Origin of the sequence: Roseicella frigidaeris (assembly GCF_003258945.1) — a bacterium.
Lineage (GTDB): Bacteria > Pseudomonadota > Alphaproteobacteria > Acetobacterales > Acetobacteraceae > Paracraurococcus > Paracraurococcus frigidaeris.
On record NZ_QLIX01000012.1, the window covers coordinates 1 to 15811 of the forward strand.

At 71.3% G+C, this 15811-nt stretch carries 13 protein-coding genes; 5 read left to right on the top strand and 8 right to left on the bottom strand.

Translation table 11 applies throughout. From position 1 onward, the window contains the following. Positions 1 to 321: 321 nt before the first annotated feature. The gene (locus DOO78_RS15740) at positions 322 to 1413 is read right to left on the bottom strand and encodes an alkene reductase (protein WP_111470821.1); all 1092 of its coding nucleotides are present in this window, start codon (positions 1411 to 1413) and stop codon (positions 322 to 324) included. Positions 1414 to 1706: 293 nt separating this feature from the next. Between DOO78_RS15740 and DOO78_RS15745 the strand changes: the two genes are divergently transcribed. Continuing rightward, positions 1707 to 3323 carry a flavin-containing monooxygenase gene (locus DOO78_RS15745; RefSeq protein ID WP_111470822.1) on the top strand — a complete coding sequence of 539 codons (1617 nt, stop codon included), beginning with the start codon at positions 1707 to 1709 and terminating at the stop codon, positions 3321 to 3323. A 17-nt stretch (positions 3324 to 3340) separates the two neighbouring features. Further along, the gene (locus tag DOO78_RS15750; RefSeq protein WP_111470823.1) at positions 3341 to 4399 is read left to right on the top strand and encodes an alpha/beta fold hydrolase; all 1059 of its coding nucleotides are present in this window, start codon (positions 3341 to 3343) and stop codon (positions 4397 to 4399) included. A gap of 19 nt (positions 4400 to 4418) precedes the next feature. Here the strand turns inward: DOO78_RS15750 and ald are convergent, their stop codons facing one another. From ald to DOO78_RS15770, 4 genes are all read right to left on the bottom strand, one after another. After that, positions 4419 to 5555, bottom strand: a complete 1137-nt coding sequence (gene ald, locus DOO78_RS15755; protein ID WP_111470824.1) for an alanine dehydrogenase — start codon at positions 5553 to 5555, stop codon at positions 4419 to 4421. 191 nt (positions 5556 to 5746) lie between these two features. After that, entirely contained in the window at positions 5747 to 6196 is a 450-nt protein-coding gene (locus tag DOO78_RS15760) for a Zn-ribbon domain-containing OB-fold protein (RefSeq protein ID WP_207802929.1), read from the bottom strand. After that, positions 6193 to 7383, bottom strand: coding sequence for a thiolase C-terminal domain-containing protein (locus DOO78_RS15765; protein ID WP_111470825.1), 1191 nt, complete (start codon positions 7381 to 7383; stop codon positions 6193 to 6195). The genes DOO78_RS15760 and DOO78_RS15765 overlap by 4 nt, the downstream gene beginning before the upstream one ends. 24 nt (positions 7384 to 7407) lie before the next feature. Further along, positions 7408 to 8562, bottom strand: a complete 1155-nt coding sequence (locus DOO78_RS15770) for an acyl-CoA dehydrogenase family protein (RefSeq protein WP_111470826.1) — start codon at positions 8560 to 8562, stop codon at positions 7408 to 7410. A gap of 165 nt (positions 8563 to 8727) precedes the next feature. Between DOO78_RS15770 and DOO78_RS15775 the strand changes: the two genes are divergently transcribed. Further along, positions 8728 to 9240 carry a MarR family winged helix-turn-helix transcriptional regulator gene (locus DOO78_RS15775; RefSeq protein WP_111470827.1) on the top strand — a complete coding sequence of 171 codons (513 nt, stop codon included), beginning with the start codon at positions 8728 to 8730 and terminating at the stop codon, positions 9238 to 9240. A gap of 105 nt (positions 9241 to 9345) precedes the next feature. Here the strand turns inward: DOO78_RS15775 and DOO78_RS15780 are convergent, their stop codons facing one another. Both DOO78_RS15780 and DOO78_RS15785 read right to left on the bottom strand, forming a co-directional pair. Next, positions 9346 to 10617, bottom strand: coding sequence for an AmpG family muropeptide MFS transporter (locus DOO78_RS15780; protein ID WP_111470828.1), 1272 nt, complete (start codon positions 10615 to 10617; stop codon positions 9346 to 9348). A 99-nt stretch (positions 10618 to 10716) separates the two neighbouring features. Next, on the bottom strand, positions 10717 to 11595 hold the full coding sequence (locus DOO78_RS15785; protein ID WP_111470829.1) for a PCC domain-containing protein: 879 nt from the start codon (positions 11593 to 11595) through the stop codon (positions 10717 to 10719). 169 nt (positions 11596 to 11764) lie between these two features. On the opposite strand from DOO78_RS15785, the gene DOO78_RS15790 reads away from it, so the two are divergent. Together DOO78_RS15790 and DOO78_RS15795 are read left to right on the top strand one after the other, a co-directional pair. Beyond that, positions 11765 to 12775 carry a TRAP transporter substrate-binding protein gene (locus tag DOO78_RS15790; protein WP_111470830.1) on the top strand — a complete coding sequence of 337 codons (1011 nt, stop codon included), beginning with the start codon at positions 11765 to 11767 and terminating at the stop codon, positions 12773 to 12775. Between the two features lie 4 nt (positions 12776 to 12779). Then, positions 12780 to 14648 (top strand): TRAP transporter large permease, encoded by a 1869-nt coding sequence (locus DOO78_RS15795; RefSeq protein WP_111470831.1) that lies wholly within the window; start codon positions 12780 to 12782, stop codon positions 14646 to 14648. A 120-nt stretch (positions 14649 to 14768) separates the two neighbouring features. On the opposite strand, the gene DOO78_RS15800 is transcribed toward DOO78_RS15795, so the two are convergent. Continuing rightward, positions 14769 to 15710 carry an SMP-30/gluconolactonase/LRE family protein gene (locus DOO78_RS15800; RefSeq protein ID WP_341538241.1) on the bottom strand — a complete coding sequence of 314 codons (942 nt, stop codon included), beginning with the start codon at positions 15708 to 15710 and terminating at the stop codon, positions 14769 to 14771. Positions 15711 to 15811: the final 101 nt, after the last annotated feature.

Sequence of the window (15811 nt, forward strand, 5' to 3'; positions counted from 1 at the left end):
CGCGTTTCGATTAGGCAACGTATCCCCGTTTATCAACCATAGCGCAAGTCTCAATATGCGAGACTTATGGGATTTTCGAGTGCGTGGTTGGGCGTGGGTGGGGGCCCTGGGCTGGTTGCGGGCGGTGCAGGGGCCCTGCGCCGCCGCCGCGTCCCGCAAAACGAGACACTGTGCCAGGCCGTGAGGCAGCGGCGGCGCCCCTGCGGATGCCCCTGGGCATGGCCTGCCTGGGGCGAAGCCGGATGATGCGGGCCTCGGCAGCCGCGCGACAGAGGACCGGGCCGGCCCTGCCTGACCGGCCCGGTCCGCCCGCAGCGCGGCCTATTCCGCCGCCTGCCGCGGCAGCGCCGGATAGTCGGTGTAGCCCTTGGCGTCGCCGCCATAGAGCGTCTTGGCATCCAGCGCATTCAGCGGCGCGCCGCTGCGCAGCCGCGCCACCAGGTCGGGATTGGCGATGAAGGGCCGGCCGAAGGCGATCAGGTCGGCGCGTCCCTCGCGCAGGGCGGCCTCCGCCAGCGCCAGGTCGTAGCCGTTGTTCGCCATGTAGGCGCCGCGGAAGGCCCGGCGCAGCGCCGCGTAATCGAAGGCGAGGCTGTCGCGCGCGCCGCCGGTCGCGCCCTCCACCACATGCAGGTAGGCGAGGCCGAAGCGGTTCACCTGCTCCGCCACATGGGTGAAAAGCGCCTGCGGATCGCTGTCGGCGATGTCGTTGGCCGGGGAGACGGGGGAGATGCGCAGGCCGGTGCGCTCGCCGCCCCAGACCTCCGTCACCGCCGCCGTCACCTCCAGCAGGAAGCGGGTCCGGTTCTCGATGCTGCCGCCATAGCGGTCGGTCCGGCGATTGGTCTTGTCGCGCAGGAACTGGTCGATCAGGTAGCCATTGGCGCCGTGGATCTCGACGCCGTCGAAGCCGGCCTCACGCGCGTTCTGCGCCGCGCGGCGGTAATCGGCGACGATGCCGGGAATCTCGTCGGTCTCCAGCGCCCGCGGCTCTGGATGCGGCTGGAAGCCGCTCTCGGTGAAGGCCTGGCCCTCCGGCCGGATGGCGGAGGGCGCGACCGGCAGGGCGCCGCCCGGTTGCAGGCTCGGATGCGAGATCCGGCCGACATGCCAAAGCTGCAGCACGATGCGGCCGCCCGCGGCATGCACCGCCTCGGTCACCTGGCGCCAGCCCTGCACCTGCGCCGCGTCGTGGATGCCGGGCGTGAAGGCATAGCCCTGGCCCTGGGGCGAGATCTGCGTCGCCTCCGCGACGATCAGGCCGGCCGAGGCGCGCTGGGCGTAGTATTCGGCGTTCATCGGGCCCGGGATGCCCTTGCTGCCGGCGCGGCTGCGGGTGAGCGGCGCCATGACGACGCGGTTCGGCAGGGCGAGCGGCCCGAGCTGGAAAGGCTGGAAGAGGTCGGCGGTCATCAGGCGATCATCCTGTGCTGCGCTGCCACACGGGCATTGCCTGCAAGCTGGGACGGCAGGCGCGGCTGGCCAATCCAGCCCGCCGCATGGCCGCCATTCAGGCAGTGAATGATCCCCCGTCCCGGGACGGTCGCCTGTCCTTCGCCCACCCTCCGAAGGTCAGGCTTGCAATCCTCCGCTTGCCGGATCGACACTCCGCGGGTCCAGGAAAGACGCTCCAGCGGCCAGAAATCGGCCCGGCGCCCCGGCATGATCCGGCGCGCCGTTCAACGGGATGCGAAGGGGAGGACATCATGGGCGACGCCAAGGCGCAATTCGACGCCATCGTCATCGGTGCCGGCTTCTCCGGCATGCACATGCTGAAATCGCTCCGCGACCGGCTCGGCCTCAACACCCGCGTCTACGAGGCGGGCGAGACGGTGGGCGGCACCTGGTACTGGAACCGCTATCCCGGCGCGCGCTGCGATTCCGACAGCTACATCTACTGCTTCACCTGGGACCGGCAGCTTCTGCAGGACTGGGAATGGTCCGAGCGCTATCCGGAGCAGCCGGAGATCCTGCGCTACCTCGAACACGTGGCGCAGCGGCACGACCTGAAGCGCGACATCCGCTTCAACACCCGTGTCACCGCCGGCCACTTCGACGAGGCAACGGATCTCTGGACGGTGCAGACCGATGCCGGCGAGACGGCGACGGCGCGTTGGCTGATCACCGCGGTCGGCACGCTCTCGGCGCGCAACATCCCCGAGATCAAGGGCCTCGAGCGCTTCCAGGGCAAGTGGTACCACACCAGCAACTTCCCGAAGGGCGGCGTCGACTTCACCGGCAAGCGCGTGGCCGTGGTGGGCACCGGCGCCACGGCGGTGCAGGCGATCCCGATGATCGCGCAGCAGGCCAAGCAGCTCACCGTCTTCCAGCGGACCGCCAACTACTGCGTGCCGGCGCGCAACGGCAAGGTGGACCCGGAGGTGGTCCGGGCGCGGAAGGCGGAGTACGACGCCATCGTCCGGCGCATCCGGGAATCGCCCTTCGGGCAGGAGCACTACGCCATCCCGAAATCGGTGCTGGAGACGACGCCGGAGGAGCGGGAGCGCGAGTTCGACCGCATGTGGGACCAGGGCGGCTTCGCCTTCTGGATCGGCAATTACCAGGACATGCTGACCAACCCGGAAGCCAACGAGATCTGCGCCGACTATCTGCGCCGGCGCATCCGCCGCACGGTGAAGGACCCCGCCGTCGCCGAGCGCCTGATCCCGAAGGGCTATTACTACGGCACCAAGCGCCAGCCGCTGGACACCAACTACTACGAGACCTTCAACAAGGAGAACGTGCTGCTGGTGGATGCCAAGACCGATGGCGCCATCGAGGAGATCACCGAACGGGGCATCCGGGCCGGCGGCCGCGAGTACGGCTTCGACATCATCGTCTTCGCCACCGGCTTCGACGCCATGACCGGCCCGTTGACGGCGCTGAACCTGCGCGGCCGCGGCGGCCAGCCGCTGCAGGAGGCCTGGGCGGACGGGCCGCACACCTATCTCGGCATCGCCGTCGCCGGCTTCCCCAACCTCTTCACCATCACCGGGCCGCAGAGCCCCTCGGTCCTGACCAACATGCCCGTCGCCATCGAGCAGCATGTCGAATGGATCAGCGACTGCATCGACACCCTGCGCCGCGAGGGCCGGACGCGGATCGAGGCGCTGCCCGAGGCGCAGGCGGCCTGGGGCCAGCATGTGAACGAGGTGATCAGCCAGACGCTCTTCCCGACCGCCAACTCCTGGTACATGGGCGCCAACATCCCCGGCAAGCCGCGTGCCTTCCTGCCCTATCTCGGCTCGGAAGGCGTCGGCGGCTACCGGCGCCATTGCGATACGGTGGCGGCCGAGGGCTATTCCGGCTTCGCGCTGGGCTGACCGGGGAGGGCATGCGCATGTCGGAGAGCGGCTACTACTCGCAGGCGCTGCACGGCCCCTACGAGACGGAGGAGATCGGCGACCTCGTGCTCGAGGAAGGCGGCACGCTGCGCGGCTGCCGCCTGGCCTACGCCACCTATGGCCGGCTCAATGCCGCGCGCGACAACGCCATCCTGGTGCCGACCTGGTATTCCGGCACCCACAAGATCATCGAGCAGGTGCTGATCGGGCCGGGCCGGGCGCTCGACCCGGAGCGCTACTTCATCCTCGTCGTCAACCAGATCGGCAGCGGCCTTTCCACCTCGCCGTCGAACACGCCGGCCCCGGCCGGCGGCGCCTATTTCCCCAAGGTCCGCATCGGCGACGACGTCGTGGCGCAGCACCGGCTGGTGACCGGCAAATTCGGCCTGGAGCGCCTGGCGCTGGTGGTCGGCGGCTCGATGGGGGCGCAGCAGACCTATGAATGGGCGGTGCGCTATCCGGAGATGGTGCAGCGCGCCGCTCCCATCGCCGGCACCGCGCGCAACACCCCGCACGACTTCCTCTTCACCGAGACGCTGGTCGAGGCCATCACCTCCGACCCCGGCTTCGCTAAGGGCTTCTACGCATCGCCGGAAGATGTACGGGAGGGGCTGCTGCGGCACGCCCGGATCTGGGCGGTGATGGGCTGGAGCACCGAGTTCTACCAGCGGGAGCGGCACAGGACGCTCGGCTTCTCCTCGCTCGACGACTTCATCCTCAACTTCATGTTCGCTTATTTTCGGGTGATGGACCCCAACAACCTGCTCTGCATGGCGTGGAAATGGCAGCGCGGCGATGTCGGCCGGCTCGCGGGCGGCGACCTGCGGGCGGCGCTCGGGCGCATCCGGGCCCGCACCTGCGTCATGCCGATGACGAGCGACATGTTCTTCCCGCCCAGCGACTGCCAGGCGGAATGGCGCCTGATCCCGGATGCCGCGTTCCATCCGATCGAGACGGTCGATGGGCATCTCGCGCTGTTCGGCGCCGACCAGGCCGCGATCGCGCAGATCGACCGCCACCTGAAGGCGCTGCTCGCCGCGCCGCCGGGGGGCTGACAGGCGCCGGCCCGGCCGCTCAGGCCGGCGCCACGCCAGGAAGGGCCAGGGCCTGCTCCAGCGGCAGCGCCTCCTGCCCCAGCGCCTGCGCCACGGCCGGATGCACGATTCGCCCCGCCTGCACGTTCAGCCCCTGCGCCAGGCCCGGATTGTCAAGCAAGGCCCGCGGGAAGCCGCGATTCGCCAGTTGCAGGGTGAAGGGCAGCGTCGCGTTGTTCAGCGCCAGGGCGCTGGTGCGGGCGACGGCGCCCGGCATGTTGGTGACGCAGTAATGCACCACGCCATCCACCAGATAGGTCGGGTCGGCATGGGTGGTGGGCCGGGAGGTCTCGAAGCAGCCGCCCTGGTCGATTGCCACATCCACCAGCACGCTGCCCGGCCGCATCCGCCCCACCATGGCCCGGCTCACCAGCCTCGGCGCGGCGGCGCCGGGGACGAGGACGGCGCCGATCACCAGATCCGCCTCGGTCACCGCCTGCCCCACCGAGTCCGTGGTGGCGAAAAGCGTGGCGACCGTGCCGCCGAATTCGCGGTCGAGCGCATCCAGCACCCGCGGGTTGCGATCGAGCACCGTCACCCGCGCCCGCATCCCGGCGGCGATCCGGGCGGCGTTGGAGCCGACCACGCCGCCGCCCAGCACCGTCACCTGCGCCGGCGGCACGCCGGGCACGCCGGAGAGCAGGATGCCGGCCCCGCCAGCCTCCTTCTCGAGACAGCGGGCGCCGACCTGCACCGCCATGCGGCCGGCCACCTCGCTCATCGGCGCCAGCAGCGGCAGCCCGCCCTGGCCGTCCGTCACCGTCTCATAGGCGATGGCGGTGCAGCCGCTCCGCATCAGCCCCTCCGCCTGCGCCGCATCGGGGGCGAGGTGCAGATAGGTGAAGAGGATCTGGCCGGGCCGGAGCAGCCGCCATTCCTCGGGCTGCGGCTCCTTCACCTTCACCACCAGCGCGGCGCGGGCGAAGATCGCCGCGGCATCGGGCGCGATGGCCGCGCCGGCGGCGAGATAGGCTTCGTCGGGAAAGCCGATGCCGGTGCCGGCGCCGGTCTCGACCAGCACCGGATGTCCCTGCGCCACCAATTCGCGCACCGAGGCCGGGGTCAGTCCGACCCGGTATTCATGGACCTTCACTTCCTTCGGGACGCCGACCTGCATCGCCTCTCCCTCGCGGCCCGCCGGGCCGCAACCGCCCATGAGGGAAGCGCAGGAGGCAGGGCCGGTTTCGTCGCCGGGCGCCGGTGCCGCCGCTTTTCCCGCCGCGCAATGGCGGGACAGCCCTGGGCCACAGCGGCAGCGGCGTCGATGCGGGGAGCGGAGACCGGCCTCGCCCCCCTCTCCGCCTCACATCACCCGGCCACCCGCCACTGGACCAGCGTATAGGGCGGGTCGGCCTCGTCATGCGGTTCGAACACGGCCTCGACCGGCGTGCCGATCTCCACCTTGGCATCGGGCGGCACGAGCAGGTTGCCGACCATGCGCACGCCATCCGCCTCCGGCAGCTCGACCAGCACGATGGTATAGGGGCCGAAGCCGTTCAGCGCCGGATGCACCGGGTGATGCGGCCGCTGCCAGGACCAGATGCGGCCGCGCGGCGCCACCTCCTCCCAGCCGAGGTCGAAGGAATGGCAGCGATGGCAGACCCATTCCGGGCCCCATTGGTGCTTGCCGCAGCCCTGGCATTTCTGGATCACCAGCTTACCGGCGCGCGTGCCCTCCCAGTATGGCTTCGCGATCGGCTCCTGCGCCGGGGCCGGCAGCCCGTCCGGCAGGGCACGCTTCCGGATCGCCGCGCTCACAGGCTGGCCTCCGTCCCGACGACCAGGCTGCTGACCGGCGTGACCATCGGCCCGCCGAGCACGGCGACCACATTGGCGCCGGGCACCTGGTTGATCGCGGTGCCGCGCAGCTGCCGCACCGCCTCGTTCACCATCTCAAGCCCGTGCATGTAGCACTCGGCGAGGTTGCCGCCCGAGGTGTTCATCGGCATCTTTCCCTTGCCGCCAGGCGCCAGCAGCCGGTCCAGCACCAGCTCCTCATTCGCCGTCCGCGGATCGACGAAGCCGTGCTCGATCAGGCTCAGCAGCACGCCGCCGGTGAAGTTCTCATAGGCCTGCACCACGTCGCACTCCTTCGGGCCGAGCTTCGCCATCTCCCACAGGTTGCGCGCCACCGTCTTGAAATGCGCCGAGGCATAATCGGGCGCGTTGTGCACCGGCGCGGCGCTGCGGTGATGCCCGCCCTGGGCGGCGCCGAGCAGGTAGACCGGCGTCTGCGGCAGGTCCTTCGCCCGCTCGGCTGGCACCACTAGCACCGCCGCCGCGCCGTCATTCTCCTGGCAGCAATCGAAGAGGCGGTGGAAAGGCTCGATGATCCAGCGCGAGGCGTCGTATTTCTCCTCGCTCAGCGGCCGGCCGCGCATCACCGCATTCGGGTTGGCCTGGGCGTGGTGGTAGGAGGCCATGGCGATGGCCCGCAGCGCCTCGTGCCGGATGCCGTGCTCGGTCATGAAGCGGGTGATCTTCATGGCGAAGCGCTGCGCCGGCGACATCAGCCCGTAGGGGGCGAGGAAGGCGTCGTCGCCGCCTGCCGCCGCCGCCTGGGCGCCACGGCCGTAGCGGGCGAACTGCCCCTGGGCGAGGGAGCGGAAGGCGATGACGCAATTCGCCATGCCCGACTGCACCGCCGCCCCGGCATTGCCGACCGCCGCGGCCACGCCGCCGCCGCCGCCGCCCCAATGCATGTTGGAGAAGCGCAGCTCGTCCACCCCGAGCGCCGCCGCCAGACGCGGCCCGTCCGAGCGGTCGTTGCCGTAGGAGGCGAAGCCGTCCACCTCGCGCGGATGGATGCCGGCATCCTTGCAGGCGGCGAGGATCGCCTGCAGCGCCAGCTTGAACTCGGCATCCGGCGACTGGCCGTGCTTGTAGTAGGTGGTCTCGCCGATCCCGGCGATCGCCACCTTGCCGCGCAACGTGCGCTCGCTCATGCGCTTCGCATCCTCCCCATCCGGTCAGGCCGAGGCGAAGAGCCGCCGGCCGATGATCTCCTTCATCACCTCGGCCGCGCCGCCGGCGATGCGGCTGACGCGCGCATCCGCCCAGGCGCGGCCGATCGGGCTCTCCGCCATGTAGCCGGCGCCGCCGAAGAGCTGCAGGCAGCGGTCCAGCACCTCGCATTGCAGGTCGGTGCAGAAGAGCTTGGCCATGCCCGCCTCCACCGGATCGAGCGTGCCCTCGAGCTGGCGGGCGATCAGCCCATCGGTCATCGCCCGCGCCGCCGCGGTCTTGGCGGCGAGCTCGGCGAGGACGAAGCGGGTGTTCTGGAAATCGGCGATGGTGCGGCCGAAGGCCTTTCGCTCCCGCGTATGGGCGACGGTCCAGCCGATCGCCGCCTCCGCCACCGCGGTGCCGCGCACCGCCTGCACCAGCCGCTCGCGCGCCAGGTTGGTCATCAGCATGGCGAAGCCCTGGCCCTCCTCGCCGAGGCGGTTGCCGAGCGGCACCCGCACCTCGTCGAAGAAGAGCTCGGAAGTATCGGCGGCATGCATGCCGATCTTGGCCAGGTTGCGGCCGCGCCGGAAGCCCGGCATGCCGGCCTCGACCACGATCAGGCTCATGCCATGCGCGCCCGCCGCGGGGTCGGTCTTGGTCGCGGTGATGATCAGGTCGGCATTCTGGCCGTTCGAGATGTAGGCCTTCTGGCCGCGGATGACGTAGTGCTCGCCGTCGCGCTCGGCGCGGGTGCGGATCGCCTTCACGTCGCTGCCGGCATCCGGCTCGGTCATGGCGATGGCGCCGATCAGGCTGCCGTCGCACATGCCGGGCAGCCAGCGGCGCTTCTGCGCCTCGGTGCCGAAGCGGGCGATGTAGGTCGCCACCATGTCGGAATGCACGATGAAGCCGGGGCCGGAGAGGTTGGCGCGCGCCAGCTCCTCCGTCACCACCGCGCAATGGCCGAAATCGCCCCCTGGCCCGCCCCAGTCGGCCGGGATGTCGCAGCAGAGCAGGCCGGCCTCGCCGGCCTTGCGCCAAGCCTCCCGCGGCACGATGCCGGCGGCTTCCCAGGCGTCGTTCTGCGGCACCAGCTCCGCCTCGACGAAGCGGCGCACGGCGGTCCGGAAGATCGCATGGCCTTCGCCAAACACCACCCGCGGGCGGTCCAGCATCGCCCTTCCTCCCCGAATATTGCTTGTCGGGCGCATCGTAAGCAGGCGTACGATCCGATGGCAAGCGCCCGGTGCCATGACCGCCCTGGCATCCCTGCACGCTGGCCATGCTCGTGGAAGCGGGCCATCCTTGCCCCTTTGCCCCTCCAAAGAGTGTCACGACAGATGAGCGATGCGACGCGGACCAATGGCGAGTTCCGCATCGGCTTCCTGGTCCATGACGTCTCCAGGCTGCGGCAGATCCTGTTCGACCAGGAGATGCGGCCGCATGGCGTCACCCGCGCCCAATGGTCCGTGCTGGCGCAGCTTTCCCGCAAGGAGAATGGCGGGATGACGCAGGCGGAGCTGGCAAGGCTGCTCGGCCTCGGCAAGGTCGCGGTCGGCTCCATGCTCGATCGGCTCGAGAGCGCCGGCCTCGTGGTCCGGCGGCACGATGCCCATGACCGCCGGATCAACCGCGTCTTCGTCACCGCCCAGGGGCGCAGGATCCTCGGCCGCATGGTGGAGGTCGGGCGCCGGTTGCACGGCCAGGTCCTCGCCGGCCTCTCCGCCGAGGAGGTCGCCACCGCCAACCACGTGCTGGCGCGTATGCGGCGCAACATCCGCCAGGCGTTGCAGGAGGGATCGGCCTTCGCCGACAGGCCCGAGGATGCGGGCAGCGAGCTCGGGATCGGCTGAGCCGCCTTCACCGGATCATCCCACCCGGCGCGGCAGCGCGAGGCCGGGCCGGGTCCGGGCCCCGTCGCGGGCTGGCCGCGCCGCCGCGCCGCGCGGGGCGGGCGGTCAGCGCCGCTGCTCCGGCGGCAAGCGCCGGAGCAGGTAGAGCATGATGCCCATGGCCGGCAGCGCCGCGGCCGTGGTCAGCAGGAAGAAGCCCGGCCAGCCGAGCGTCTCGGCCAGCCAGCCGGAGGTGGCGCCGAGCGTGCGCAGCGGCAGTGCCGTGAGGGAGGAGAGCAGCGCATATTGCGTCGCGGTGAAGGCGCGGCTCGTCAGCAGGGAGAGCCAGGTGAGGAAGGCGGCATCGGCCAGCCCGTCGGTGAAGCTCTCGATGCCCACCTGCGCCCAGAGCATCGGCATGTCGTGCCCGGCCGCGGCGAGGGCGACATACATCAGGTTGGACAGCATCTGCCCCAGCCCCGTCACCACCAGCGCCTTCCGCACGCCGATCAGCCCGACCAGCCAGCCGCCCACCAGCGCGCCGCCGAGCGTGGCGACCATGCCGAAGACGGTGGCGACGGTCGCCACATCCTCCCGGCTGAAGCCGAGGGAGCGGTAGAAGGGCGTGGTCATGACGCCGGCCAGCGCCTCGCCCAGCTTGAACAGGGCGATGAAGAGCAGGATGGCGAGCCAGAGCGGCCGGCGGGTGAAGTCGAGGAAGGGATCGACCACCGAACGGCGCAGCCGCGCCCGCCAGCCGATGACCGCGACCGGCCGCGGCGGCGGCTCCGGCCCCAGCAGCGTCGCGACGAGACCCACCAGCATCAGCGCCGCGCCATAGAGGAAGGCGCCGCTCCAGCCGAAGGGCTCGACCAGCATCAGCGTGCCGGCGCCGCTGGCCAGCAGCGCGAGGCGGTAGCCCCAGACATAGGCGGCGAGGCCGAAGGCCTGGCGCCGGTCGTCATCCCCCAGCACCTCGATGCGGTAGGCGTCGATGACGATGTCTTGGCTGGCGGAGAGAAAGGCGACCAGGGCGGCGATCAGCGAGGTCCGGACCGGATCGATCTTCGGGTCGCTGAGCCCGGTGGCGGCGATGGCGAGGACGAGGCCGAGCTGCAGGGTCAGCAGCCAGCCGCGGCGCTGTCCGAGCACCGGCGGCGGCACCGCATCCAGCGCCGGGGACCAGAGGAATTTGTTCGCATAGGCCAGCCCGATCAGCGCCGTCAGGCCGATGGCCGAGAGGGAGAGATCGCTCTCGGCGAACCATTGCCGCAGCACCTGGCCGGCCACCAGCGGCAGGGGGACGCCGGCGGCGAAGCCAAGGGCGAAGAGCAGGGGAAATCGCCGGTCCCGCCACAGCGCAGCGGACTCGACGCGGGCAGGAACGCCATCGGCCATGCGCGCCCCGCTAGCAGACACACCCCCCATCCGCCTACAACCGATTGCGCCGCCCCCGCCATGGCCAGCGCAGCGTGGCCGCGGCGCAGCGGCGGCGCCTCAGCCGGGCAGCGCCTCCAGCACCAGCTCGGCGGTGATGCAGACCGCGTTGCCGCCCCGCGGCACGCGCCCGGCATGCACCTGCCCGCGCATGTCGGCGAGCGCCACCTCCAGCGTGCCGCGTCCGTCCATGACGCCGCCGCCGGTCACCAGCAATTCGGTGGCGATATCCGGCGTGCCGCCCCCCTCGCGGAAGCGCGGCGCGACCAGGCTGCCGACCCCGCCGCGCAGCACGGCGCCGGCGAAGCCATGCGCCATGCAGGCCTCCTCCAGCGCCGCCACCATGTCGATGTTCGGCCGCAGCCGCAGCACCAGGGCGCGGCGGTCCGCCCCCGCATCGGCCGCCGGCCCGGGCATGGTGGCCGGCTGGAACAGGCTGAAATTCGTCTCGGCATCCTCGGCCACGGCGAAGCCGGCCCCGGCCAGCCCCCAGGCCCGGGCAGTGATAGGGGCCCGCAGGATGGTCTCCTCCGGCAGCACATGCCCGGCGCGGCGTCCCGCCGCCTCCGTCCAGATCGCGTGGCAATGCACCCATGGCGCGCCGCCGCGCTGGCCGAAGGTCACGCAGGCCCGCTCCAGCGCGGCGCCGCCCGGCGGCGCATGCGGGGCGCTGTACCAGGCGGCATGGCGTGGATCGGGCGCCGCGGCCGGCAGCACATAGGCGAAGGGATCGCAGCCCCCGCCCTGCAACTCCAGCACGGCGCTGGCGAAGCCGGCTTGGCGCAGCGGCGCCGCGATCGCCTGCAGGAGGCTCGCCCCCGGCGGCAGGACCAGGTCGAGCGCCCGGAGCCGCGCGGGCAGGCAGAGCAGCCGGGGTTGCAGCACCGGCCCGGGCTGCGGCAGCGACGGCGGGCGGAGCCCGGGAGATGGCTGGGTCATGCTGCGTTTCCTCCCCGGCCGGCGGCCGAAAATATCGCCTCGCCGCCTTGCACGACATGGTCTAAGACCCGCCGAACCGGCACGTCCATGCCAGGGCCGGGGGAGCAGGTCCGCCTTCGCCGGCGGATGGAAGGCATCCCCCGCCGACCGCAATTGGGGGAAACACCAGATGCTCCGTCTCGATCGCCGCCGCCTGCTTGCCGTCCCGGCGGTGCTGGCGGCGCCCGGACTGCTCACCCGCCCGGCCCATGCGGCCGAGTTCACCTACAAATACGCCAACAACCTGCCCGACAGCCACCCGATGAACCTCCGCGCCAAGGAGGCGGTGGCGCGGATCCGGGAGGAGACCGGCGGCAAGGTCGAGATCCAGATCTTCCCGAACAACCAGCTCGGCTCGGACACCGACATGCTGAGCCAGGTGCGCTCGGGGGCGATCGAGTTCTTCACCCTCTCCGGCCTGATCCTCTCGACCCTGGTGCCGGCGGCCTCGATCAACGGCGTCGGCTTCTCCTTCCCGGATTACGACGCGGTCTGGCGGGCGATGGACGGGCCGCTCGGCGGCTTCATCCGCGCCCAGATCGGCAAGTCCGGCCTCGTCGTCATGGACAAGATCTGGGACAACGGCTTCCGCCAGATCACCACCTCCTCGAAGCCGATCACCGCGCCCGAGGACCTGCGCGGCTTCAAGATCCGCGTGCCGGTCAGCCCGCTCTGGACCTCGCTCTTCCAGGCCTTCGGCGCGGCGCCGACCAGCATCAACATCTCCGAGGTCTATTCCTCCCTGCAGACCAGGATCGTCGATGGGCAGGAGAACCCGCTGGCCGTCATCTCGACCGTCAAGCTGTATGAGGTGCAGAAATTCTGCTCCCTCACCAACCATATGTGGGATGGCTTCTGGATGCTCGGCAACCGTCGCGCCTGGGCGGCCCTGCCCAAGGAGGCGCAGGAGGCGGTGGCGAAGAACTGGAACGCCGCCGCCGAGGCCGAGCGGGCAGATGTGGCGAAGCTGAATGCCGGGCTGCGGACGGAGCTGGAGAAGCAGGGCCTCGCCTTCAACCAGCCCGAGACCGCGCCCTTCCGCGAGGCGCTGAAGAAGGTGGGCTTCTATGCCCAGTGGAAGCAGCGCTACGGCGACGAGGCCTGGAAGATCCTCGAGCAATCCGCCGGCGCGCTGACCTGAGGCCATGCAGGCGGCGGAGGAGACGATGCCGGGGGCGCCCTCCGGCATCCGGCGCCAGCTGGGGCGGGCCGAGGCGGCCCTCGGCCTGGCGGTCGAGGCCGTCGCCGGCCTGCTGGTCGCGGTCGAGACGGTGGTGCTGTTCGCCGGCGTCCTGGCCCGCTACGTCTTCCACGATTCGCTGGTCTGGTCGGACGAGCTCGCCTCCATCCTCTTCCTCTGGCTCGCCATGCTCGGGGCCGTGGTCGCCTTCCGGCGCGGCGAGCACATGCGCATGACGGCGCTGGCGACGCGCGCGCCGCCGGCCCTGCGCGGGCTGCTGGAGGCGCTGGCCGTCGCGGCGCCGATCCTCTTCCTGCTCCTCCTGCTGCATCCGGCGATCGACTACGCCGTCGAGGAGAGCTTCATCGTCACCCCGGCGCTCGAGATCCCGGGCAGTTGGCGCGCCGCCGCCCTGCCCACCGGGCTCGGCCTGATGCTGCTGATGGCGGTCTCGCGCCTGCTGCGGCTCGGCGGCGCCGGCCGTACCCTCGGCGCCCTGGCGCTGGTCGTGGCCGTCGCCGGCGGGTTCTGGCTCGCCGGGCCGATGCTGGCGCCGCTCGGCAACCTCAACCTGCTGATCTTCTTCGTCGGGCTGGTGGCGGTGACGGTGCTGGCCGGGGTGCCGATCGCCTTCTGCTTCGGCCTCGCCACCTTCGGCTATCTGGCGCTGACCACCCGGGTGCCGATCATGGTGGTGGTCGGGCGGATGGATGAGGGGATGTCGCACCTCATCCTGCTCGCCGTGCCGCTCTTCGTCTTCCTCGGCAGCCTGATCGAGATGACGGGCATGGCGCGGGCGATGATCCGCTTCCTGGCCAACCTGCTCGGCCATGTGCGGGGCGGGCTTTCCTACGTGCTGGTGGGCGCGATGTACCTCGTCTCCGGCATCTCCGGCGCCAAGGCGGCGGACATGGCGGCCGTCGCGCCGGTCCTCTTCCCCGAGATGCGCGAGCGCGGCGCCAAGCCGGGGGACCTGGTGGCGCTGCTGGCGGCGACCGGCGCGCAGACCGAGACAATCCCCCCCTCCCTGGTGCTGATCACCATCGGTTCGGTGACGGGCGTCTCGATCGGCGCCCTCTTCACCGGCGGGCTGTTGCCGGGCGCGGTGCTCGCCCTCGTGCTCTGCCTGGTGGTGCGCTGGCGGCATCGCGGCGCGGGCGTGGCGCGCGCCGCGATGCCGCCAGCGCGGGAGATCCTGCGCAGCTTCGTCATCGCGGTGCCGGCGCTGGCCCTGCCCTTCCTGATCCGCGCCGCCGTCATCGAGGGGGTGGCGACGGCGACCGAGGTCTCGACCATCGGCATCGCCTATGGCGCGCTGGCGGGGCTGCTGATCTACCGGCAGTTCGACTGGCGCCGGCTGGGGCCGATCCTGGTCGAGACCGCCTCCCTCTCGGGCGCCATCCTGCTCATCATCGGCGCCGCGACGGGCATGGCCTGGGCGCTGACGCAATCGGGCTTCTCGCGCGACCTGGCCGCCGCCATGGCGGCGCTGCCGGGCGGCCGCGCCGGCTTCCTCGCCGTCTCCATCCTCGCCTTCGTCGTGCTCGGCAGCGTGCTCGAGGGCATTCCCGCCATCGTGCTGTTCGGGCCGCTGCTCTTCCCCATCGCCCGGACCATGGGGGTGCACGAGGTGCACTACGCCATGGTGGTCATCCTCGCCATGGGCATCGGCCTCTTCGCCCCGCCCTTCGGCGTCGGCTACTACGCCGCCTGCGCCATCAGCCGCATCAGCCCGGACGAGGGCATGCGGCCGATCTGGGGCTACATGCTGGCGCTGCTGATCGGCACCGTCGTCATTGCCGCCGTGCCCTGGATCTCGATCGGCTTCCTCTAGAATTCCCCACAGAACCGCCGCGCGGCCTTGGGGGGGCCTATGGAGCCCCTGCCTGCCGCGGTAAAGCCGCGGCAGGGCAACGGGCAGTGACGGTTCCGCTGGGCGCGGCGAGGCAAGCGCTCAGGCGGGGGGGATCTCGGCGGCCAGCACCTGGCCGGACTGGCTCTCGGTGATGAGCAGAGTCGTGCCGTCCGGGGCGAAGCAGCAATTGGTCGGCATCCGGCCGTGCTCGGTGCAATCCAGCCGGAACAGCGCTTGGCCATGGGCGTCGAACCCCCAGACCTGGCCATGGCCGGGATTGGCGACGAAGAGCCGGTCCGCGGCATCGACAGCCAGGCCATCCGGCCCGCTGGTGCCGGCGGGCAGGCGGGCGAAGCAATTCGCCTTCCCCACCTGCGCATCGGGCCGCAGGGCGAAGCGCCAGACCTCGCAGCTCCGCGTCATCGCCACGTAGCAATGCGTGCCGGCGTGGTTGAGGGCGATGCCGTTGGGGCTCGGGCCATTGCCGATCAGGCGGTCCAGCCTGCCATCCGGCCAGAGGCGGAAGACCCGCCCGCTCGGATCCTGCAACCCGGTCTGCCCCTGGTCGGTGAAGAGGATGGCGCCGGCCGCGTCCACCACCAGGTCGTTGAGCCCCTTGAAGCCCTCGGACAGCACCGTCTCCAGCACCGGCGCAATGGCGCCCGTCGCCGGATCGAGGCTGAGCAGCCCGTGCCGGTAGTCGGTGATCAGCAGCGCGCCGGCATGCGCGCCCTGCGCGGGCCCCGGCGCCATGCCGTTCGGCCAGCCCTCGTATTCGGCAACCAGATCCCAGTCCCGCGGGCCGACGCGGAAGATGCGGCCATTCGGGATGTCGGTGACGAGGAAATGACCGGCGGCGTCGAAGCAGGGGCCTTCGAGGAAGCTGTCGATCGCCGCGCCGCCTCGGTTCGCATCCGACCAGGCGGTGCGGCGTGGGCGGCGATGCGCCTCGGGCAGGCGGGCGAAGGGGCGGACCGGCAGCGGTCGGGGCGGGTTGAACCACATGCCGCCCAGCCTGCCGCCGGAGGCGGGGCCGGACAAGCCGGGGTTGAGCGGGGCCGGGTGGCATGGCATGGCAGCGGCCCTGGCTTGCGCTACCGGCCCGGATGGCCCACCTGCCAAAGCCGACTTAGCTGGTGCAG

What these genes read in the sequence shown, in the direction of transcription:
- DOO78_RS15740 (WP_111470821.1), bottom strand. Translation starts at nt 1,413, where the DNA reads ATGACCGCCGACCTCTTCCAGCCTTTCCAGCTCGGGCCGCTCGCCCTG.
- DOO78_RS15745 (WP_111470822.1), top strand. Translation starts at nt 1,707, where the DNA reads ATGGGCGACGCCAAGGCGCAATTCGACGCCATCGTCATCGGTGCCGGC.
- DOO78_RS15750 (WP_111470823.1), top strand. Translation starts at nt 3,341, where the DNA reads ATGTCGGAGAGCGGCTACTACTCGCAGGCGCTGCACGGCCCCTACGAG.
- ald (WP_111470824.1), bottom strand. Translation starts at nt 5,555, where the DNA reads ATGCAGGTCGGCGTCCCGAAGGAAGTGAAGGTCCATGAATACCGGGTC.
- DOO78_RS15765 (WP_111470825.1), bottom strand. Translation starts at nt 7,383, where the DNA reads ATGAGCGAGCGCACGTTGCGCGGCAAGGTGGCGATCGCCGGGATCGGC.
- DOO78_RS15770 (WP_111470826.1), bottom strand. Translation starts at nt 8,562, where the DNA reads ATGCTGGACCGCCCGCGGGTGGTGTTTGGCGAAGGCCATGCGATCTTC.
- DOO78_RS15775 (WP_111470827.1), top strand. Translation starts at nt 8,728, where the DNA reads ATGAGCGATGCGACGCGGACCAATGGCGAGTTCCGCATCGGCTTCCTG.
- DOO78_RS15780 (WP_111470828.1), bottom strand. Translation starts at nt 10,617, where the DNA reads ATGGCCGATGGCGTTCCTGCCCGCGTCGAGTCCGCTGCGCTGTGGCGG.
- DOO78_RS15785 (WP_111470829.1), bottom strand. Translation starts at nt 11,595, where the DNA reads ATGACCCAGCCATCTCCCGGGCTCCGCCCGCCGTCGCTGCCGCAGCCC.
- DOO78_RS15790 (WP_111470830.1), top strand. Translation starts at nt 11,765, where the DNA reads ATGCTCCGTCTCGATCGCCGCCGCCTGCTTGCCGTCCCGGCGGTGCTG.
- DOO78_RS15795 (WP_111470831.1), top strand. Translation starts at nt 12,780, where the DNA reads ATGCAGGCGGCGGAGGAGACGATGCCGGGGGCGCCCTCCGGCATCCGG.